The sequence below is a fragment of the Ancylobacter sp. IITR112 genome (genome assembly GCF_041415945.1).
Taxonomy (GTDB): Bacteria; Pseudomonadota; Alphaproteobacteria; order Rhizobiales; family Xanthobacteraceae; genus Ancylobacter.
Map to the genome: position 1 here is coordinate 1,507,379 of NZ_JBGCUS010000001.1, position 20,477 is coordinate 1,527,855.

21 protein-coding genes are annotated in these 20,477 nt (G+C 66.7%); 13 read left to right on the top strand and 8 right to left on the bottom strand.

Annotation, left to right across the window (positions count from 1 at the left end; genetic code table 11):
• Positions 1-13: 13 nt before the first annotated feature.
• Positions 14-487 carry an SsrA-binding protein SmpB gene (gene smpB, locus AAC979_RS07135; protein ID WP_371346125.1) on the top strand — a complete coding sequence of 158 codons (474 nt, stop codon included), beginning with the start codon at positions 14-16 and terminating at the stop codon, positions 485-487.
• A 74-nt stretch (positions 488-561) separates the two neighbouring features.
• On the opposite strand, the gene efp is transcribed toward smpB, so the two are convergent.
• Entirely contained in the window at positions 562-1,131 is a 570-nt protein-coding gene (efp, locus tag AAC979_RS07140; protein WP_371346126.1) for an elongation factor P, read from the bottom strand.
• 131 nt (positions 1,132-1,262) lie between these two features.
• On the opposite strand from efp, the gene epmA reads away from it, so the two are divergent.
• A complete protein-coding gene (gene epmA / locus AAC979_RS07145) occupies positions 1,263-2,306 on the top strand; it encodes an EF-P lysine aminoacylase EpmA (RefSeq protein ID WP_371346127.1) in 1,044 nt (347 codons plus the stop codon).
• A 4-nt stretch (positions 2,307-2,310) separates the two neighbouring features.
• Here epmA and AAC979_RS07150 read toward each other — a convergent pair whose 3' ends face one another.
• The gene (locus AAC979_RS07150; RefSeq protein ID WP_371346128.1) at positions 2,311-2,979 is read right to left on the bottom strand and encodes a uracil-DNA glycosylase; all 669 of its coding nucleotides are present in this window, start codon (positions 2,977-2,979) and stop codon (positions 2,311-2,313) included.
• A gap of 6 nt (positions 2,980-2,985) precedes the next feature.
• Positions 2,986-3,603 (bottom strand): NYN domain-containing protein, encoded by a 618-nt coding sequence (locus AAC979_RS07155; RefSeq protein WP_371346129.1) that lies wholly within the window; start codon positions 3,601-3,603, stop codon positions 2,986-2,988.
• Between the two features lie 239 nt (positions 3,604-3,842).
• On the opposite strand from AAC979_RS07155, the gene rpoZ reads away from it, so the two are divergent.
• The 11 genes from rpoZ to parC all read left to right on the top strand — a co-directional run bounded on the left by rpoZ (position 3,843) and on the right by parC (position 14,289).
• Positions 3,843-4,229, top strand: coding sequence for a DNA-directed RNA polymerase subunit omega (gene rpoZ / locus AAC979_RS07160; protein WP_371346130.1), 387 nt, complete (start codon positions 3,843-3,845; stop codon positions 4,227-4,229).
• Positions 4,230-4,396: 167 nt separating this feature from the next.
• The gene (locus AAC979_RS07165) at positions 4,397-6,598 is read left to right on the top strand and encodes a bifunctional (p)ppGpp synthetase/guanosine-3',5'-bis(diphosphate) 3'-pyrophosphohydrolase (protein ID WP_371346131.1); all 2,202 of its coding nucleotides are present in this window, start codon (positions 4,397-4,399) and stop codon (positions 6,596-6,598) included.
• Between the two features lie 66 nt (positions 6,599-6,664).
• On the top strand, positions 6,665-6,853 hold the full coding sequence (locus tag AAC979_RS07170) for a CsbD family protein (protein ID WP_371346132.1): 189 nt from the start codon (positions 6,665-6,667) through the stop codon (positions 6,851-6,853).
• 79 nt (positions 6,854-6,932) lie between these two features.
• Positions 6,933-7,526, top strand: a complete 594-nt coding sequence (gene pyrE, locus AAC979_RS07175) for an orotate phosphoribosyltransferase (protein ID WP_371346133.1) — start codon at positions 6,933-6,935, stop codon at positions 7,524-7,526.
• Positions 7,523-8,299 carry a pyridoxine 5'-phosphate synthase gene (locus tag AAC979_RS07180; RefSeq protein ID WP_371346134.1) on the top strand — a complete coding sequence of 259 codons (777 nt, stop codon included), beginning with the start codon at positions 7,523-7,525 and terminating at the stop codon, positions 8,297-8,299. Before pyrE ends, AAC979_RS07180 begins: the two co-directional genes overlap by 4 nt.
• Positions 8,300-8,312: 13 nt before the next feature.
• Complete coding sequence (acpS, locus tag AAC979_RS07185; protein WP_371346135.1) at positions 8,313-8,723, top strand: holo-ACP synthase; 411 nt, start codon at positions 8,313-8,315, stop codon at positions 8,721-8,723.
• Positions 8,724-8,855: 132 nt separating this feature from the next.
• A complete protein-coding gene (gene lepB, locus AAC979_RS07190; protein WP_371346136.1) occupies positions 8,856-9,611 on the top strand; it encodes a signal peptidase I in 756 nt (251 codons plus the stop codon).
• Positions 9,608-10,327, top strand: coding sequence for a ribonuclease III (gene rnc, locus AAC979_RS07195; protein WP_371346137.1), 720 nt, complete (start codon positions 9,608-9,610; stop codon positions 10,325-10,327). The genes lepB and rnc overlap by 4 nt, the downstream gene beginning before the upstream one ends.
• Positions 10,324-11,259, top strand: coding sequence for a GTPase Era (era, locus tag AAC979_RS07200; protein WP_371346138.1), 936 nt, complete (start codon positions 10,324-10,326; stop codon positions 11,257-11,259). The genes rnc and era overlap by 4 nt, the downstream gene beginning before the upstream one ends.
• Positions 11,260-11,268: 9 nt before the next feature.
• Positions 11,269-11,997, top strand: coding sequence for a DNA repair protein RecO (gene recO / locus AAC979_RS07205; RefSeq protein ID WP_371346139.1), 729 nt, complete (start codon positions 11,269-11,271; stop codon positions 11,995-11,997).
• 57 nt (positions 11,998-12,054) lie between these two features.
• Positions 12,055-14,289 carry a DNA topoisomerase IV subunit A gene (gene parC, locus AAC979_RS07210; RefSeq protein WP_371346140.1) on the top strand — a complete coding sequence of 745 codons (2,235 nt, stop codon included), beginning with the start codon at positions 12,055-12,057 and terminating at the stop codon, positions 14,287-14,289.
• A 46-nt stretch (positions 14,290-14,335) separates the two neighbouring features.
• Here the strand turns inward: parC and AAC979_RS07215 are convergent, their stop codons facing one another.
• The 5 genes from AAC979_RS07215 to AAC979_RS07235 all read right to left on the bottom strand — a co-directional run bounded on the left by AAC979_RS07215 (position 14,336) and on the right by AAC979_RS07235 (position 20,476).
• Complete coding sequence (locus AAC979_RS07215) at positions 14,336-16,354, bottom strand: PhoX family phosphatase (RefSeq protein ID WP_371346141.1); 2,019 nt, start codon at positions 16,352-16,354, stop codon at positions 14,336-14,338.
• 125 nt (positions 16,355-16,479) lie between these two features.
• On the bottom strand, positions 16,480-17,229 hold the full coding sequence (locus tag AAC979_RS07220; protein ID WP_371346142.1) for an arginyltransferase: 750 nt from the start codon (positions 17,227-17,229) through the stop codon (positions 16,480-16,482).
• Positions 17,230-17,311: 82 nt separating this feature from the next.
• Positions 17,312-17,827 (bottom strand): RDD family protein, encoded by a 516-nt coding sequence (locus AAC979_RS07225; RefSeq protein ID WP_371346143.1) that lies wholly within the window; start codon positions 17,825-17,827, stop codon positions 17,312-17,314.
• A gap of 70 nt (positions 17,828-17,897) precedes the next feature.
• Entirely contained in the window at positions 17,898-19,124 is a 1,227-nt protein-coding gene (locus AAC979_RS07230; RefSeq protein WP_371346144.1) for a threonine ammonia-lyase, read from the bottom strand.
• An 8-nt stretch (positions 19,125-19,132) separates the two neighbouring features.
• Entirely contained in the window at positions 19,133-20,476 is a 1,344-nt protein-coding gene (locus AAC979_RS07235; protein WP_371346145.1) for a branched-chain amino acid ABC transporter permease, read from the bottom strand.
• Position 20,477: the final 1 nt, after the last annotated feature.

Genomic DNA, 20,477 nt, shown 5'->3' on the forward strand with positions numbered 1-20,477 from the left:
TCGGAGCAAAGCAATGACTGAGAAGAAAACACAACCACGCAAGGTCGTTGCCGACAACCGGCGGGCGCGTTTCGACTATGAGATCGGCGAGGTGTTCGAAGCGGGCATCGCGCTGTCAGGCACCGAGGTGAAAAGCCTGCGCGGCGGTCGCGCCACGGTGGCGGAGAGCTATGTCTCCGCCAAGACCGGGGAAGCGATCATCTACAACACCTTCATCCCGGAATATCTGCAGGCCAACCGCTTCAACCACGAGCCGCGCCGGCCGCGCAAATTGCTGCTGCACAAGCGCCAGATCGCCAAGATCTGGCAGGCGGTGGAGCGCGAGGGCATGACCGTGGTGCCGCTGCGCATCTATTTCAACGAGCAGGGGCGGGCCAAGGTCGAGATCGCGATCGCCCGCGGCCGGAAGGCGCATGACAAGCGCGAGGCGCTGAAGGAAAAGGACTGGGCGCGCGACAAGCAGCGCCTGATGCGCGACCGCGGCTGAAGGGTCGCGCTGCCCGAAACAAAAGAAAAGCCCGGCACTTGGCCGGGCTTTTTGATTCGTCTCGTGAGACGGCCTCAGTCCTTGGCGCGCTCGACATAGGAGCCGTCTGCCGTCATCACCACGATGCGGGTGCCGACACCGACATGCGGGGGAACCGCCGAACGCACGCCGTTCGACAGGATCGCCGGCTTGTAGGAGGAGGAAGCGGTCTGACCCTTCACCACCGGCTCGGTCTCGGTGACTTCGAGCACGACGCGCTGCGGCAGTTCGATGGCAATACCGACGCCCTCATGCATCTTCAGCATGACCTGCATGCTTTCCTGCAGATAGGCGGCCTGGTCGCCGACCACGTCGGGATGCACCGCGACCTGGTCGTAATTCTCCGGGTTCATGAAGTGATAGCCCTCGCCATCCGAATAGAGGAAGGTGAAGGGGCGGTCTTCAACATGGGCGCGCTCGACCTGCTCGGTGGTGCGGTAGCGCTCGGAGATCTTCACGCCATCGGAGATGCGGCGCATGTCGAGCTGGGTCACCGGGGTGCCCTTGCCGGGGTGGATGTTGTCGGCGGTAAGCACGACATAGAGCTTGCCGTCGATGTCGACCACGTTGCCCTTGCGCAGCGTGCTGGCGATGACCTTGACCATTTCGGTCCTCTGGCTGTTGGGTGCGCCGCCTCACGCGGGGCACCGCTGGGATTCCGTTGGCGCCTCCTATACAAGCGCGCCCGTCTTCCGCCAACCCCGCCCGCAGCGCATCCACGCGCCGGAGAACCGCCATGTCTGTTGCCGCCTCACCCTGGTGGTCGCCCGCGCGCCACGCCGACCGGCGCCCCTTCCTGCTCGCGCGCCAGCATCTGTTGGCCGCGCTGCGCGGCTTCTTCTCGGAACGCGACTTCATCGAGGTGGAGACGCCGATCCTGCAGGTGTCGCCCGGCAATGAGACGCATCTGAAAGCCTTCGCCACCACGCTGGAGCGGCCCGATGGCGCGCGCACGCCGCGCTATCTCCACACCTCACCCGAATTCACCGCCAAGAAGCTACTGGCCGCCGGCGAGCCGCGGCTGTTCACCCTTGCCCGCGTCTTCCGCAATGGCGAGCGCACGGCGCTGCACCATCCGGAATTCACCATGCTGGAATGGTACCGGGCGGAAGAGACCTATGAGGCGCTGATGCAGGATTGCGCGGCGCTGCTCGGGCTGGCGGCGCGCACGGTCGGTGCCGACACGTTCCATTTCGGCGGCGGTTCCTGCGATGTCACGCTGGCGCCCGAACGGTTGACCGTAGCGGAGGCCTTTACCCGCTTCGCCGGGATCGACCTGATGGCGACGGTGGGGGTGGCGGAGAACGACCGCGACGCGCTCTGGCAGGCGGCGCGGGCGGCGGGCATTCGGGTCGCCGGGGATGACAGTTGGGCGGATGTGTTCACGCGGGTGATGGTGGAGAAGATCGAGCCCCGGCTCGGCCTCGGCCGGCCGACCCTATTGTGCGAGTACCCGCTCTCCGAGGCCGCTCTGGCCCGCCCGAAACCCTCGGATGCCCGCGTGGCGGAACGTTTCGAGCTCTATGTCTGCGCGGTCGAACTCGCCAATGCCTTCGGCGAACTTACCGATTCCGCCGAGCAGCGCCGGCGCTTCGTCCAATGGATGGACGAAAAGGAACGGCTCTATGGCGAGCGCTATCCCATTGACGAGGATTTCCTGGCCGCGCTCGGCCAGATGCCGGAAGCCTCTGGCATCGCGCTGGGCTTCGACCGTCTGGTGATGCTGGCCGCAGGCGCGCGCCACATTGAGGATGTGCTGTGGGCGCCCGTCGCGCCCTGACCGCTCAGCCCAGCGTGTCGATATGCGCCCGCACCTTGGCGAAGACGGCGTGGAACATCTCCGTCGTCAGCACACCGGTATTCGTGTTGTAGCGCGAGCAGTGATAGCTGTCGAAAAGCACGAGATCGCCGAGCTGATGCACGGCACCATGGGCGAATTTGAAGTGCGAGAGCCGCGCGCCATGCGCCGCCAGCACCTGGTCATGCGCGATCTTGCCCAGCGCGACGATGGCGCTGAGGCTCGGCAGCAGCCCGATCGTCGTGGAGAAGAACGGGCGGCAGGTTCGGATCTCCTCCGTCGTCGGCTTGTTCTCCGGCGGCACGCAGCGCACCGCGTTGGTGAGGCGCGCATCCACCAGCCGCAGCGAATCGTCCGGGCGCGCCTCAAAGGTGCCGGTGGCGAAGCCAAAGCGGATCAGCGTCGAATAGAGCAGTTCGCCGGCATAGTCGCCGGTGAAGGGACGGCCGGTGCGGTTGGCGCCGCGCAGCCCCGGCGCGAGGCCGACGATGAGCAGCCGCCCATCGACCGGCCCGAAGGAGGGAACCGGCGCATTGTGCCAGCCAGGCTCCTGCGCGCGCCAGTGATCGCGGAAGGCGACGAGGCGCGGGCAGAGCGGGCAGTCGTGCGGCGGCTCGGCGTCGGCCACCGCCGGGGAGGCGTGGAAAGCCGCCATCGGGGCTCAGGAATCCGCCGCGTCGTCGTCCGGGGCCGGAGCCGGCGTGCGCCGTTCCAGAAAGCGCGGGGTTTCCTGCATGCGGCCGGAACGGTCCGCCGGATCGCGGCCGACCTTCGCCTGCAGGTCCACCAGGTCGAGGAACACGTCGGCCTGCCGGCGCAACTCATCGGCGATCATCGGCGGCTGGGTGTGGATGCTGGAGACCACCGTCACCCGCACGCCCTTGCGCTGCACCGCCTCCACTAGCGAGCGGAAATCGCCGTCGCCGGAGAAGATGACGATGTGGTCGACATGGGCGGCGAGCTCCATGGCGTTAACGGCCAGCTCGATATCCATGTTGCCGCGCACCCGCCGACGGCCCTGGCTGTCGGTGAACTCCCGCGCCGGCTTGGTCACCACCGAATAGCCATTGTAATCCAGCCAATCGAGCAGCGGGCGGATCGAGGAATATTCGGTATCTTCAACCAGAGTCGTGTAATAAAACGCCCTCAATACATAGCCGCGGCTTTGAAATTCCTTCAGAAGTCGCTTGTAGTCGATATCGAAGCCGAGGGACTTGGTGGCGGAGTACAGATTGGCCCCGTCTATGAAGAGGGCGATCTTTTCCATGCCGTGGACCATAATGAGAATATACCCGGACTGACAATGTGGCCGCCCCGGTATACGTGCCGATACCGGGAAACGTTCACGCCATAGACATATCGGATTTATGGCGGCGGCGAGACGGTGGACCCGGTTGTCCGCCGCTTTTAATCGCCGGAGGGACGGAGAGGGCGCCTCATGCCGGCGGCAGAGCTTGCCCGTGAGCGCGGATTGGTTTAAGGACCGCGCTTCCCCTCTTTCGTCAGGAGTGCCGAAGCATGGCTCGCGTCACCGTCGAGGACTGCATCGACAAGGTCGACAATCGCTTCGAGCTGGTCCTTCTTGCCGGCCATCGTGCGCGCGCCATCGCGTCCGGCGCGCCGATCACGGTTGACCGTGACAATGACAAGAACCCGGTCGTCGCCCTGCGCGAGATCGCCGACGAGACCGTCTCGCCGGAAGATCTGCGCGAGGAACTGATCCACTCGCTCCAGAAGTTCACCGAAGTGGACGAGCCGGAGCCAGAGACCGTTCCGATGATCGCTTCCCAGGTTTCGGGCGGCGACGATTCCGATGTCATGCTGGACCGCATGACCGAGGAAGAGCTGCTGGCCGGCCTGCAGGGCCTCGTGCCGCCCGAGCCGAGCGACGACGACGAGGGCTGAGCCGAGGCTCGGCTCCGCGCCCACCCCTTTGCAGACGGCCCGGCCCTGTGCCGGGCCGTTTCCGTTTTGCCTGCCATTTCCGCGACATGCGGCTTGCGCTGGCCGGTCTTGCGGACGATATCTAGCTGAGCGGCCGCCCCGGCCGATCCTTCTCGCGAGTCCCTGTCATGATGCGGCAGTACGAGCTCGTCGAGCGCGTGCGCCGGTACAATCCCAATACCGACGAAGCGCTGCTTGACCGCGCTTACGTCTATGCGATGCGCGCCCACGGCACGCAGAAGCGCGCCTCGGGCGATCCTTATTTTTCCCATCCGCTCGAAGTCGCCGCCATCCTGACCGACCTCAAGCTGGACGATGCGACCATCGTCGCGGCGCTGCTGCACGACACCATCGAGGATACCGACGCCACCCGCGACGAGATCGACAAGATCTTCGGCCAGCAGATCGGGGCGTTGGTTGAGGGGCTGACCAAAATCAAGAAACTGGACCTGGTGTCCAAGCAGGCCAAGCAGGCGGAGAATCTGCGCAAGCTGCTGCTCGCCATCGCCGACGATGTGCGGGTGCTGTTGGTCAAGCTCGCCGACCGCCTGCACAATATGCGCACGCTCAAATGGGTGCCGGAGGAAAAGCGCTCCCGTGTCGCGCAGGAAACGCTCGACATCTATGCGCCGCTCGCAGGGCGCATGGGCATGCACGACATGCGCGAGGAGCTGGAAGACCTCTCCTTCCGCCAACTCTCGCCGGAAGCCTATGACTCCATCCTCGGGCGGCTTCAGGCGCTGCAGGAAAGCAATGGCGAACTGGTGGCCGCCATTGAGCGCGAACTGTCCGACGCTATCGCCCAGAAGGGCATCGGCGCGGTTGTGACCGGGCGGCAGAAGCGGCCGCACTCGATCTGGCGCAAGATGGAGCGCAAATCCGTCGCCTTCGAGCAATTGTCCGATATCTACGGCTTCCGCATCATCGTTGACACGGTGGAGGACTGTTACGCGGCGCTGGGCGTCGTGCACACCAAATGGCCGCTGGTGCCGGGGCGGTTCAAGGACTACGTCTCGACGCCGAAACAGAACGATTACCGCTCCATTCACACCACCGTCGTCGGACCCGGCCGCCAGCGCGTCGAGCTGCAGATCCGCACCCGGCAGATGCACGAAATCGCCGAATACGGAATCGCCGCGCATGCGCTCTACAAGGACACGGGCGGCTCCGACCCGCTTACCCGCGATTCCAACGCCTATGCCTGGCTGCGGCGCACCATCGAATTGCTCGCCGAGGGGTCCAGCCCCGAGGAGTTCCTGGAGCACACCAAGCTCGAACTGTTCCATGACCAGGTGTTCTGCTTCACCCCCAAGGGGCGGTTGATCACCCTGCCGCGCCGGGCCACGCCGATCGACTTCGCCTATGCCGTGCACACCGGCGTCGGCGACCGGGCGGTCGGCGCGAAGATCAACGGCAAGATTTCGCCGCTGGTGTCGGAACTGCAGAATGGCGACGAGGTGGAGATCATCACCGCCGCCGGCCAGACCCCGCCGGCGGCGTGGGAATCCATCGTCGTCACCGGCAAGGCGCGCGCCGCGATCCGCCGCGCCACCCGCGCCGCCGTGCGCGCCCAATATGCCGGACTCGGCAAGAAGATCGTCGAACGGGCCATCGTCCGCGCCGGCAAGGTGTTCTCCGAGGAAAAGCTCGCCGCCTCGGTCGGCCGGCTCGCCCGCGCCTCGCTGGAGGATGTCTATGCCGCCGTGGGCCGCGGCGAGATGCGCTCCGACGATGTGGTGAAGGCGGTTCACCCGGAATGGACCGGCCCACGGCCCGAGGAGCGTGCCGCGCTGAAGGGCGAGGGCTGGTTCGAGCTGGAAAAGGGCCAGAGCCTCAAATTCAAGATCCCTGGCATCGAGAGCGATCCCGACCCGCTGACAGCCATCCCCATTCGCGGCATCAATCGCGAATTGCCGGTGCGCTTCGCGCCCAATGGCGGCGCGGTGCCCGGCGACCGTATCGTCGGCATTCTCTCGCCGGGAGAAGGCATCACCATCTACCCCATCCAGTCGCCGGCACTGCAGGATTTCGAGGAGGAGCCCGAGCGCTGGCTCGATGTGCGCTGGGATGTGGAGGAGGATGACCCGCAGCGCTTCCCGGTGCAGATCGTCGTCGTCGCCACCAATGAGCCAGGCTCGCTGGCGCAGATCGCCCAGGTGATCGGCGAGCGCGACGGTAATATTGACAATCTGCGCATGTCCTCGCGTTCGGCCGACTTCACCCGGATGGTGATCGACATCGGCGTCTATGATCTGCGCCACCTCAACGGCATTCTAAGCGACCTGCGCGCACGCCCCGTGGTGTCGAGTGTCGAGCGGGTAAACGGGTGATAGGGAACCGTTAACCTTGTTCGGCGTTTCCTCGGCAGTGCCCTGAAGCCTCCGCAGGAGACCGCGATGACCGACCAGATCAAGGCCAATGTCCGTATCATGTCGGGTGCCGCCAAGGTTTTCTGGGGCAAATTGGCCGGCGATGCCCACAGGGTCGCCAGCGGCCGAGTCGAGCAGCTTGCCGGGGAGGCCGCTCTGGCTTGCGCCCGCGCGCGCAGCCGGGTCGGACGGGTGGTCCCTTCCGTCCGCGCCTGAGCCGGGCGGCAATGGGTGACGGCGCCCGCGGGATGAGTTATCACGCCAGCCGTTCTCAAATCTGCTCCGGGCGTTTGCGATGACACAAGACGAGGTGGTGGCCGAGTTCCGCGCCGCTGGTGCGCTGCTGGAAGGGCATTTCATTCTCTCCTCCGGCCTGCGCAGCCCGGTGTTCCTGCAGAAGATGTTCATCTTCCAGGACCCGGTGCGGACAGCGCGCCTGTGCAAGGCGTTGGCCGAGAAGGCGCAGGCGGCGTTCGGCAGGATCGACTATGTCGTCTCCCCCGCCGTGGGCGGCATCGTTCCGGGCTATGAGACGGCGCGGCAACTCGGCGCCATGGCGGTGTTCGTGGAGCGCGAAGGCGGCACCTTCCAGCTGCGCCGCGGCTTCACCATTCCGCCGGAGGCCAAGGTGCTGATGGTGGAAGACATCATCACCACCGGCCTTTCCTCGCGCGAATGCCTCGCGGCCATTGCCGAGCACACCTCCAATGTTGTCGGCGCCGCCTGCCTGATTGACCGTTCCAACGGCAAGGCCGACCTTGGCGTGCCGCTGGTGGCGCTGGCCAGGCTCGACATTCCCGCCTATCCCGCCGATGCGCTGCCGCCGGAACTGGCGGCGCTGCCGCCGGTGAAGCCGGGCTCGCGCGGCATTCAGGGGGTGAAGGCGTGACCCGCATCGTCCCGCCCATCCGCCTCGGCGTGAATGTCGACCACGTCGCCACCATCCGCAATGCGCGCGGCGGCGACCTGCCTGACCCCGTGCGCGCCGCCCAGCTGGCCTGCGCCGCCGGGGCCGATGGCATCACCGCGCATCTGCGCGAGGACCGCCGTCACATCCGCGACAGCGACATGCGCCGCCTGCGCGAGGAACTCACCGTGCCGCTGAATTTCGAGATGGCGGCGACCGACGAGATGGTGGCCATCGCGCTCGAACAGCGCCCGCACGCCGCCTGCCTTGTACCGGAACGGCGAGAGGAGCGCACCACCGAGGGCGGTCTCGACGTGATCGGCGGCGGGATCGACCTGGCCCACAAGGTGGAGAAGCTCGGCGCGGCCGGCATTCGCGTCTCACTGTTTGTGGCCCCGGATGCCGAGCAGATCGCCCGCGCCGCCGATATCGGCGCGGCGGTGATCGAGCTTCACACCGGCGCGTGGTGCGAATTCCTGGCCGCCGGCGAGGCCCACGAGGCCGAGGCCGAACTGGGGCGGCTGGTCGCGGCGGCGGCGCAGGGCAGCGCGCTGGGGCTGGAAATCCACGCCGGGCATGGGCTCGACTTCGCCACGGCGGAAGTGATGGCGGCCATCGAGCCGATCCGCGAACTCAATATCGGCCATTTCCTCATCGGCGAATCCATCTTCGTCGGGCTGGAAGGTGCCGTGCGCCAGATGCGCGCGGCCATGGCACGCGGGCGGGCCCGTATCGGGGCGCCGCAGGCGGCGTGAGGGAGAACAGGGCGTGATCCTCGGCATCGGCTCGGACATCACCGACGTGCGGCGCGTGGCCGAAGTGCTGGAGAGGCACGGCGAGCGCTTCCTCAACCGGGTGTTCACCCCAGTGGAGCGCGCCAAGTCGGATCGCAGAGCCCGCCGGGCCGAGAGCTATGCCAAGCGCTTCGCCGCCAAGGAGGCCTGTGCCAAGGCGCTCGGCACCGGGCTGGCGCAGGGCGTGTTCTGGCGCGACATGGGCGTGGTCAACCTGCCCTCCGGCCGGCCGACCATGAACCTCACTGGCGGAGCCAAGGCACGCCTCGACGCGCTGACGCCGGCCGGGCACGAGGCGCGCATCGACCTGACCATCACCGATGATGGCCCGCTGGCGCAGGCCTTCGTCATCATCAGCGCGGTCCCGCTTTCGACTGGGGGATAGGCGGTTCTGCCGTCAGGTCACCTCATGCGAAGGTGAGCCGGGCGCGTTGCCGCGGCTTCGCTGAGCCGCTATAGGAGCCGCACGGCCGCCGCGCGCGGCATCGCCGTGCCGCTGAGCGCACCGGAAGGCAACATGACGTCCACCACCGAACCGAAGAAGCAGGAAGGCGGCCTCGGCGAAACCGTGAAGGTCATCCTTCAGGCGTTTCTGATCGCCCTGCTGATCCGCACCTTTCTGTTTCAGCCCTTCAACATCCCCTCCGGGTCGATGAAGGAGACGCTGCTGGTCGGCGATTATCTCTTCGTCTCCAAATACAGTTATGGCTACAGCCGCTTCTCGCTGCCGCTGTCGCCGCCGCTTTTTGACGGGCGCATTCTCGGTTCCACGCCCAATCGCGGCGACGTGGTGGTGTTCAAGCTGCCGCGCGATGAGAGTACCGATTACATCAAGCGGGTGATCGGCCTGCCCGGCGACGAGATCCAGATGATCGGCGGTCTGCTGCACATTAACGGCGTTCCGGTGAAGCGCGAGGACGCCGGCTACTGGATGGATGACGAGGGCAATGGCAAGGTGGAGCGCGTGAAGCGCTGGATCGAGACCCTGCCCAATGGCGTGAGCTACTACACGCTCGACCTCGTCGAGAACGGCTTCTACGACAATACCGATGTCTACAAGGTGCCGCCCGGCCATTATTTCATGATGGGCGACAACCGCGACAATTCCACCGACAGCCGGGTTCTGAGTCAGGTCGGCTATGTGCCCTATGAGAACCTGATTGGCCGCGCCCAAATCATCTTCTTCTCGGTGAAGGAGGGCGACGCGGCCTGGCAGTTCTGGAAATGGCCGTGGACGGTGCGCTGGGACCGTCTGTTCACCTTCGTGCGATGACGCGCAGCAAGAACCGCGTCGCCGACGACGCCGGCCTGGAGGCGCTGGAAGCGGCGCTGGGACATGTTTTCGCCGACCGCGCCCATCTGCGGCTCGCGCTAACCCATATCAGCGCCGTCACCGGCGTGCAGGGGTCGAAGGCGCGGGTGCGCTCCTATCAGCGGCTTGAATTCCTCGGCGACCATGTGCTGGGGCTGATCGTCTCCGACATGCTCTACCGCGCCTTCCCGCAGGCGGAGGAGGGCGAACTGTCGCGTCGCCTCGCCGATCTCGTCTGCGAGGACGCCTGCGCCGAGGTGGCGCTCGCCATGGGGCTGGGCCCGCATCTGCGGCTCGGCTCCGGCGAGGACCGCTCAGGCGGGCGCGAGCGGCCGGCGATCCTGGCCGATGTGGTGGAGGCGGTGCTGGCGGCGGTGTATCTCGACGCCGGCTTCGCCGCGGCGGAAGCGATGGTGGAGCGCTTCTGGCGCGCTCGCCTTTCCACGCCCGGCAGTTCCGCCCGCGACCCCAAGACCGCTTTGCAGGAATGGGCGCAGGGCCGGGGCCTGCCGCCGCCGCATTATCGGTTGGTGGAGCGCTCCGGGCCCGACCATAATCCCGAATTCCGCATTGCCGTCGACGTGCCGGGCTTCGAGCCGGTAGAGGCGACCGGCTCCTCCAAGCAGAACGCTCAGAAGACCGCCGCTGCGGCGTTTCTCCAACGGGTCACAGCATGAACGACACCATCGAAGAAACACCCGAAGCACCGGCCGAGACCACGCGCTGTGGCTTCGTCGCGCTTATCGGCACGCCCAACGCCGGCAAGTCGACGCTGACCAATGCGCTGGTGGGCACCAAGGTCTCCATCGTCTCGCACAAGGTGCAGACCACCCGCGCGCTGGTGCGCGGCATCGCGATTGAGGGCGCGACGCAGATCGTGCTGGTGGACACGCCCGGCATCTTCGCGCCGAAGCGCCGGCTGGAAAAGGCAATGGTGCGCTCCGCCTGGAGCGGGGCGGGCGACGCCGACGCCGTGGTGCTGCTGATCGACGCGCGCGCCGGGCTGACCGAGGACGTGCAGGCGATCATTCGCGGGCTGACGGATGTGAAGCGGCCGCGCGCGATCCTGCTGAACAAGATCGACCTGGTGAAGCGTGAGAGCCTGCTGGAACTCGCCGCCAAGGTCGCCGAACTCATCAGCTTCGACCGGCTGTTCATGGTCTCCGCGCTTGCCGGCGACGGGCTGAAGGAATTGCGCGAATGGCTGGCGCAGATCCTGCCGCTTGGCCCGTGGCTCTACCCCGAGGACCAGATTTCCGATGCGCCGATGCGCTCGCTCGCCGCCGAGATCACCCGCGAGAAGCTGTTCCACCGGCTGCATGAAGAGCTGCCCTACCGCTCCACTGTCGAGACGGACTCCTGGCAGGAGCGCAAGGACGGCTCGGTACGCATCGAGCAGACCATCTTCGTCGAGCGCGAGAGCCAGCGGAAGATCGTGCTCGGCAAGTCCGGCGAGACCATCAAGGCCATCTCCATGGCCGCGCGCAAGGAACTGACCGAGATCGTCGAGGCGCCGGTGCACCTGTTCCTGTTCGTCAAGGTGCGCGAGAACTGGGCCGATGATCCCGCCCGCTACCGCGAGATGGGGCTGGAATTCCCACAGGAGTGAGGCCGCCCGATGGAGTGGTCCGACGAGGGCATCATTCTCGGCGTGCGGCGGCATGGCGAGGCCAATGCCATCGTCGAACTGATGACCGCCGCGCATGGCCGGCATCTCGGCCTGGTGCGCGGCGGCGGCTCGCGCCGGCAGGCGGCGGCGCTGCAGCCGGGCAATGAGGTGCGCGCGAACTGGCACGCCCGGCTCGACGAACATCTCGGAACCTTCGCGCTGGAAGTGACCGCCGCGCATGCCGGCAGGCTTATGGGCCGGGCCCATTCCGCCTTCGCGCTCAGCCACATCGGCAGTCTTGTTCGCCTGCTGCCTGAACGTGATCCGCATCCCGAACTGCACGGGATGCTGGCTACCATGGTCGCGCATCTCGACCATGAGCGGCTCACCGGCATGATGATCGCGCGTTTCGAACTGCGGATGCTGGCCGAACTCGGCTTCGGCCTCGACCTGGAGCGCTGCGCCGCCACGGGTGGGCGCAACGACCTGCTTTATGTTTCGCCGAAATCCGGCCGGGCGGTGAGCCGGGAGGCGGGGGCGCCCTGGCAGGCGCAGCTTTTCACCTTGCCCTATTTCCTCATCGCCGAGGTCGCCGAGCCGCCGCTGCCGGAGGATGTGGAGGCGGCGTTCGCGCTCACCGGGCATTTCCTCGCCCGGCGCGTGTTCGATCCGCGCGGCCTGCCGCTGCCCGATGCCCGCGCCTCGCTGCTCGCGGCGCTGAAACGGCCCGGTGGATAGCTTTGCGGCCGCGCGTTCGCGTCTTGTTCCGCACGGCGCTTCGCGCTAGCAAGGGGCATGGGTGAGCCACCGATTCCGACCGATGATGGCACGATCGAGCCGATCGGGCTGAAGGCGGCGCTTGAAGAGCGCTACCTCGCCTATGCGTTGTCGACCATCATGCACCGCGCCCTGCCGGATGCGCGCGACGGGCTCAAGCCCGTGCACCGTCGCATTCTCTACGGCATGCGCCTGTTGCGGCTCGACCCCGGCGGCGGTTTCCGCAAGAGCGCGAAGATCGTCGGCGACGTGATGGGCTCGTTCCACCCGCACGGCAACGCCGCGATCTACGACGCCATGGTGCGGCTCGCCCAGGATTTCTCCCAGCGTTACCCGCTGGTCGACGGGCAGGGCAATTTCGGCAATATCGACGGCGATAACGCCGCCGCCGAGCGCTATACCGAGGCCCGCCTCACCGAAGTGGCGCGGCTGATCCTCGACGGCATCGACGAGGACGCGGTCGATTTCCGCCCGAACTATGACGGCACGACGGAAGAGCCCGTCGTCATGCCGGGTGCCTTCCCCAATCTTTTGGCCAATGGCTCCACCGGGATCGCGGTCGGCATGGCGACCTCGATCCCGCCGCACAACGCGGCCGAGCTGATCGACGCCAGCCTGCACTTGATCGACAACCCGAACGCCACCACCGACGACCTGCTGAAATTCGTCCAGGGCCCGGATTTTCCCACCGGTGGCGTCATCATCGAATCGCCGTCCTCCATGGCCGACGCCTACGCCACCGGGCGCGGCGGCTTCCGGCTGCGGGCGCGCTGGGAGAAGGAAGAGACCGGGCGCGGCACCTATGTCGTCGTCGTCACCGAAATTCCCTATGGCGTGCCGAAATCGCGCCTGGTGGAGAAGATCGCCGACCTGCTGAACGAGAAGAAGCTGCCGCTTCTCGCCGATGTGCGCGACGAGAGCGCCGAGGATGTGCGCCTCGTGCTGGAGCCGCGCGCGCGACATGTCGACGCCGAGCTGCTGATGGAAAGCCTGTTCCGCGTCACCGAGCTGGAGACGCGCTTTCCGCTCAACATGAACGTGCTGGTCGGCGGGCAGGTGCCAAAGGTGGTGAGCCTCGTGGAGGCGCTGCGCGAATGGGTCGACCATCGCCGCGAGGTGCTGCTGCGCCGCTCCCGCCACCGCCTCGCGGAAATCGAGCACCGGCTGGAAGTGCTGGGCGGCTACCTCATCGCCTATCTCAATCTCGATGAGGTGATCCGCATCATCCGCGAGGAGGACGAGCCCAAGCCCGCGCTGATGGCGCGCTTCGCCCTCACCGATGTGCAGGCCGAAGCCATTCTCAACATGCGCCTGCGCAGCCTGCGCAAGCTTGAGGAATTCGAGATCCGCAAGGAGCATGACGCCCTGTCCAAGGAGAAGGACGGGCTGGAAAAGCTGCTCGCCTCGGAAGCGCGCCAGTGGAAGGCGGTTGCCGGCCAGTTGGCGGAGACCCGCAAGCGCTTCGCGCCTGACACCCCGCTCGGCCGCCGCCGCACCACCTTCGGCGAAGCCTCCGCGCACAAGGCCGACGCGGTGATCGAGGCGCTGGTGGAGCGCGAGCCGATTACCGTGGTGGTGTCGGAGAAGGGCTGGATCCGCGCGCTGAAGGGCCATGTGGCCGACTTGTCCGCGCTGGTCTTCAAGGGTGACGACCGGCTGAAGATCAGCTTCTTCACCGAGACGACAGCGAAGCTGCTGGTATTCGCCACCAATGGCCGCTTCTACACGCTCGACGCTTCGAAGCTGCCGGGCGGGCGCGGCCATGGCGAGCCGCTTCGTCTCTCCATCGAGCTGGAGCAGGAGGCGGATATCCTCCACGTGCTGCCTTATGTCGGCGGGCGGCGCCTGCTGGTCGCGGCCAAGGAAGGGCGCGGCTTCCTCGTTTCCGAGGATGACTGCCTCGCCAATACCCGCAAGGGCAAGCAGGTGTTGGGCGTCGACGCGCAGGAGGCGGCCAAGGTCGTGGTGGCGACGGGCGACAGCGTCGCGGTCATCGGCGAGAACCGCAAGCTGCTGGTGTTCCCGCTCACCCAGATCCCGGAAATGACCCGTGGACGCGGTGTGCGGCTGCAGCGCTACAAGGACGGCGCGATGAGCGACGTCAAGGTGTTCGCCGGCGCCGAGGGGCTGACCTGGACCGACACATCCGGCCGCACCTGGACGGTGACGGACCTCACGGAATGGCGCGGCGAGCGCGCCGGCGCCGGCCGCCTGCCGCCCAAGGGCTTTCCGCGCAACAACAGGTTCGGCTGAGACACACCCCCGGCCGTGGGCCGGGGGCGTGTTCTGAGCGTTTACCTCAGCTGCCGATGACGCCGCCATCCTTCTTGGTGATGACGACCACGGCCGGTCGCACCGGCATGTCGTCCTTGAAGTCCGGCCAGCGGGTGGAGAGATCCTCGTAATAGGAAGGCCGGCCGAACGGCGCCCAGTCGGTGCCGCCATCGCCGGGGTGCTGCACGGCGACGAAGGCAGTGCGGTCGTCCGGGGTGAACAGCGGGCCGCACATCTCCGCGCCCACTGGCACGCGGAAGAACAGCTTGGAGGTCGCGCGCGCGCCACCTTCCGTGTCCACCGCCCAGAGGCCGTCGGTGCGGCCGGTGTCCTTCGGGTTGTTGCCATCGGTCGCGACCCAGAGCCGGCCGGCGGAATCGACCGCGCAATTATCCGGCATGCCGAACCATCCATTGCGGGTGGTGTCGGTGGAGAAGGACGCGCCGACCGAAGCGACGGACGGATCGCCGCATTTCAGCAGCACTTCCCAGCGGCCCTTGGTGGCGGCGAAATCGCCGTCAGCCTCGGCGATTTCGATGATATGACCGAAGGCGTTCTTGGCGCGGGGGTTCGCGGCGTCGACCTGCTCGTCCTTGCGGCGGGTGTTGTTGGTCAGCATCACATAGACCTTGCCGTTGACGCCGTCCGGCTGAACGTCTTCGGGTCGGTCCATCTTGGTGGCGCCGAGCAGGTCGGCGGCGCGGCGGATCTCGATCAGCACGTCCGCCTGGCTGGCGAAGCCGTTGGCGGCAGTCAGCGGGCCTTGGCCGAACACCAGCGGCATCCATTCCAGCGCGCCGTCGGCGTCGAACTTGGCGACATAGAGCGTGCCGGAATCCAGCAGCTCCATATTGGCGGCGCGGTCATTCGGGTTGAACGTGCCGGCGGTGACGAATTTGTAGACATAGTCGAAGCGCTCATCATCGCCGAGATAGAACACGACGCGGCCGTCCTTGGCGACGATCGACTCGGCGCCCTCATGCTTGAAGCGGCCGAGCGCGGTGCGCTTCTTCGGCACCGAATTGGGGTCGTTCACATCGACTTCGACAATCCAGCCGAAGCGGTTCGGCTCGTTCGGCTCCTTGGCGAGGTCGAAGCGGGGGTAGATGTTGCCCCACTCATAGGCGCCCTCCGGCACGCCATAACGCTTGTAATTGGCGGCCTCCTTGTGTCCCTCGGGCAGCTTGCCGAGGAAGTAGCCGTGGAAATTCTCCTCGGCCATCACATAGGTGCCCCAGGGCGTGACGCCGCCGGCGCAATTGTTCAGCGTGCCAAGCACCTTGGTGCCGGTCGGGTCTTCCGCCGTCTTCAGCCGGTCGCTGCCGGCGGCCGGGCCGGTGATTTGCATGGGCGTCGTCGAGGTGATGCGGCGGTTGAGCGCGCCATCGCGTACCACCTGCCATTTGCCGTCCACCTTCAGGATTTCGACAATGGTGCCGCCATGCGCGGCCATCTCGATGTCGACGCGGGCCTTGTCCGCCGGCGCCACCTTCAGCTTGCCATCAGTGACGCTGACAATGCCGGGGAACATCAGGTGCTCATTGGTATATTCGTGATTCACCACCAGCAGGCCATGCTCCGACGAGCCGCCCAGGGGGATGAAACCGACATAGTCGTTGTTGTAGCCGAATTGCCGGCGCTGGGCCTCGGCGGTCTGGTTCTTCGGGTCGAAGGCGGGGGAGTCGGGAAAGAGCGGGTCGCCCCAGCGCAGCAGCACCTCGGCGTCATAGCCTTCGGCGACATGATGGGTTTGATCGACGCCGGCCTCGACCTCGACGAAGCTGAAGGCCGAGCCATTGGCGGCGGCGCCATCCGTGGCGGCCTGCGCCTTCTCGGCGGTCAGCAGGGCCGCCGGGCCGACGGTGGCGGCGATGGCGGAGACGGCGAGCGAGCCCTTCAAGAGCCCGCGACGGGAGAAGCGGAGCGAGATCAACTCGCCCATGGTCGGGTTGAGCGTCGGGTTGTTGCCAGCGCCGTCGGCCTCTTCGAGCAGGCTGGTGCGGAAGGGTGATCCGTGTACGGGGTCGAGGGAGTTGTCGGTCATGGGGGGCTCCGGCAATCTGTCCCGCTCCGGGTTGGAAGCGTTCCAGACAGCTAGTCCCGCTGCGTCACATCCCGATGACGCCGGCGCCTCATCGGCATCATTCTGTCATATGACGGCCCGGTGACCTACTCCTCCACCCGCAGCCAGCCCGCCGGCGCAAGCCGTTCCTGCGGCAGGAAGCGCCGCTTGTAGCTCATCTTGTCGGACCCCTCGACCCAGTAGCCGAGATAGACGAAAGGAAGTCTCATTTCCTTCGCCTTGGCGATGTGATCGAGGATCATGAAAGTGCCGAGCGAGCGGGCGGCCTCGTCCGGGTCATAGAAGGAATAGACCATGGACAGGCCATCGGCGAGCACATCGGTCAGCGCCACGCCATAGAGCGCGCCGTGGCCGCGCCCGCTGACCGCAGTGCCGGGCCCGTGGCGGCGATATTCGATCAGCCGGGTGCGGACATGGCTGTCCTCGACCATCATGGCATAGTCCAGGACGGTCATATCGGCCATGCCGCCATCGGAGTGACGGCTGTCGAGATAGCCGCGAAACAGCGAATATTGCTCAGCGGTCGGTATGGCGGCGCGGATATCGCCAACAAGATCGGCATTGGCCTGCCGCACCCGTCGGAAGCTGCGGGTCTCGCGGAAATCGTCCACGCAGACCCGCACAGAAACGCAGGCGCGGCATTGCTCGCAGGCCGGACGATAGGCAATCGACTGGCTGCGGCGGAACCCGCCATGGGTCAGCACATCGTTCAACTGCGTGGCGCGCTCACCCACCAGATGCGTAAAGACCTTCCGCTCCGACCGGCCCGGCAGATAGGGGCAGGGCGAGGGTGCGGTCAGGTAGAACTGCGGTGTGTCGCGCGAATGTTCGGTCACGGCTGGTTCACATTGCGTGGGCGTCAAGGATCGCGCGGCGCGGGCGCGACGTCAAAGCCTGCCGCCGCCAAAATCGTCGGGATCAGCGATAACCGCGCAACTCGCCGGCCCGCTCGTCATTATTGGTGACGACGGTGCCGATGATGAAGTCGTGCACCAGCCGCTTGCGCCGGTTGAGCAGGCCGACAATCGTCACGAAGGGCGTGAACACGCTGACCGACACCCAGAACAGCACGAGGCTGACGACCGCGAGCATCGGCGTCATCGGAGCGCCGTGCCACAGCCGCATCTCGATGCCCATGGCCCTCATGCCGATGGTGGCCGAGCGCGGCCCGCCAAGGGTGAGGCCGACATAGACAAGGGCCCACACGACGTAGCCTGGCCCCAGCAGGCTGAACAGGAACCAGCCAATGCCGAACGTCAGGAAGCCAAAGATGAAGATCAGCAGCGCCGCCATGCCGACCGGCACGCAGATCAGCACCGTGTCGATAATGAAGGCAATGAAGCGACGGAACAGCACGCCGCGGAAATACTCGGGTTCGACGAGCGGATCGAAGGCATAGGGCCGCACCGCCCCGTCATCGCTGGTGTCGAACATGCCGGTTTCCTCCCGGAGCGTCAGGTGGGGGCCGTTTGCGCTGCCGGCAAGGGCACCGCGCCGCTCGCGGTCAGCTGGCGGACTGCCAGTCGACCCGCACCACGTCCATGCCATTCTCGATCAGCGCGCGGTAGACCTCGTCGGCATGGGTGCGGTCGCGGGTTTCGACGGTAACGTCGAGACGCGCGCCCTTGGCATGAACGTCGAGGAAATGCCGCTTGTGTTCCACTTCGAGAATGTTCGCCCCGAGGCCACCCAGCAGGCTGGCGATGATGCCGAGTTCACCCGGACGGTCGAGCATTGAGAAGCGGAAGGAGACGATCCGTTCCTCCCGCTCCAGCTCGCGCATCATGATCGAGGCCACAATACGCGGGTCGATATTGCCGCCCGAGACGACCAGCCCGACCTTGCGGCCGCGATAGCGGTCGGGGTCGGCCAACAGCGCAGCGAGGCCGGCCGCGCCGGCACCCTCGGCGAGCGTCTTCTGCTGGGTCAGGAACAGGTTCACCGCACGCTCAATGGTCGGCTCGCCCACCAGCACGACGTCGGACACCAGCGCCGAGACAAGCTCGCGCGTCAGCGTGCCTGCCTGCTTCACCGCGATTCCTTCCGCGAGCGTCGCGCCTTCGCAGGGCAGCGACTGCTGGTGCAGCGCGTTCCACATCGAGGGGTAGAGCCGGGTCTCGACGCCGACGATCTCGATGTCCGGCCGCATGTCGCGCGCGGCGACCGCCATGCCGGAAATCATGCCGCCGCCGCCCACCGGGACGAGCAGCGAATCGAGATCAGGCGCGTCCTCCAGCATCTCGGCGGCGATCGAGCCCTGGCCGGCGATCACATGTCGGTCATCATAGGGGTGGACCCAGACTAGATGCTCGTTATGGGCGATGCGGTCGGCCTCCTCGGAGGCATCGCCGACCGATTCGCCGTGCAGCACCACCCGCGCGCCATGCGCCTCGGTGGCCGCCACTTTCACGATGGGCGTGTGCTTGGGCATCACGATGGTGGCGCGGATGCCGAGCCGGGCGGCGTGATAGGCCACCGCCTGCGCGTGATTGCCGGCCGACATGGCGACGACACCGGCGGCGCGTTCCTGCGGCGACAGGCTGGAGAGCTTGGTCAGTGCGCCGCGCTCCTTGAAGCTCGCCGTGACCTGCAGATTCTCGTATTTCACATAGACATGCGCGCCCGTAATCGCCGAAAGGCGCGGCGCCGGCAGGGTAGGCGTGCGCAGCACCGCGCCATCCAGCAGCTTGCGTGCGGAGGCGACATCGGCGGGGGTTACGGGCAAGGTCATGGAACCACTCAGAATTCTCGCGGCGACGCGGCCGCACGCTGGAGGAGCCCTCCCGGCCGCAGAAGAAGAACGGCCGCCAGAAGGGAGTAGATCACCACGTCGCGATACGCGATATCGAAGGCGGACGACCACACGATTTCGACGCCGGCGACGATGACCGCGCCAATAAGCGCGCCCGGCACCGAGCCAATGCCGCCAATAATAGCCGAAATCAAGGCTTTGAGCGTCATTGACATCCCGTCGCCGGGTGTAATCGTTCCATAGGCCACGACCATGGCCACTCCCGCAAGCCCGGCGCAGCCTCCGGCCAGCGCGAAAGTCGCACCGATCAACCGGGGAACGCGGACGCCGACCAGCGCCGCCATCAGCGGGTCATCGGCATAGGCGCGCCAGTTGCGGCCGTAGTCGGTGAAGCGGATCAGGCCGATGAGGAGCGAGATGCCGCTCAGCGTCAGGCCGGCGGCAAGCAATTGCGCCGGGGTGACGGTGGCGATGAAGCCCGTCTGGCCGGCGACGAAGATCGGCCGGTTGAACAGCGCCGGCAGCCAGTTCTCCCGCGAGGCGGCGGTGAGGCGGAACAGTTCCGTCAGCACGATGGCGAGCGCCAGCGTCGCGATCAGCACCGGCTGCGGCGAGCGGGCGCGGGCGAGGATCGGCATCATCACGCCGCGACCGATCACCCAGCTCAACAGCGCCGCGCCCGCGATGCCGGCGATCAACGCCGTGGTCAGTCCCGCCGGGTCTATCCGCCCGAGCGCGCCGGCAAGGCTGAAGGCGACCAGCATATAGACGCCGCCGGCGACGGCGATTTCGCCGAAAGCGAGGTTGATCCGGCCGAAAAGCCCGTAAATCAAGGCGAAACTGGCGGCGATGAGCCCGTAGACACCCATCAACACCAGCCCGCCCAGCCCCTGCTGCAGCCAATAGGCGCCCTGCGGCCCCAGGCGCAGAAGCGGTTTTCTTCCCGTATCGGCCCGGCTGTCCTCCAGCCCCCAGCGCTTGAGAATGTAGAGCTTCACCTCGCCGAGGGGCCGGCCATCGGCGACCAGCCCCACCAGATCGAAACGGGCGGCGCCGGTGCGGGCGGCGAACTGGCAGACCAGTTGATGCGCGGCGCTGCCGAGCGCGGAGCGGGTGCGGTAGCTGTAGCGGAGAGCGGCGGGGTCGCGGGCGAGCGGCGCGAGCTGGGTTTCGGTGATCTCGGTGCCGTCCTCGTGCAGCGCCTCAGCAGCGGCGCGGCACAGCCGCGCCTGGTCGGAATCGACGACCGAACCGCAGCCAGTGAGGAGGAGTGTCAGGCCGATCAGTGCAGTGAGAACGAGGCGATGGCCGAGGCGCGCGGCGCCGGTCATG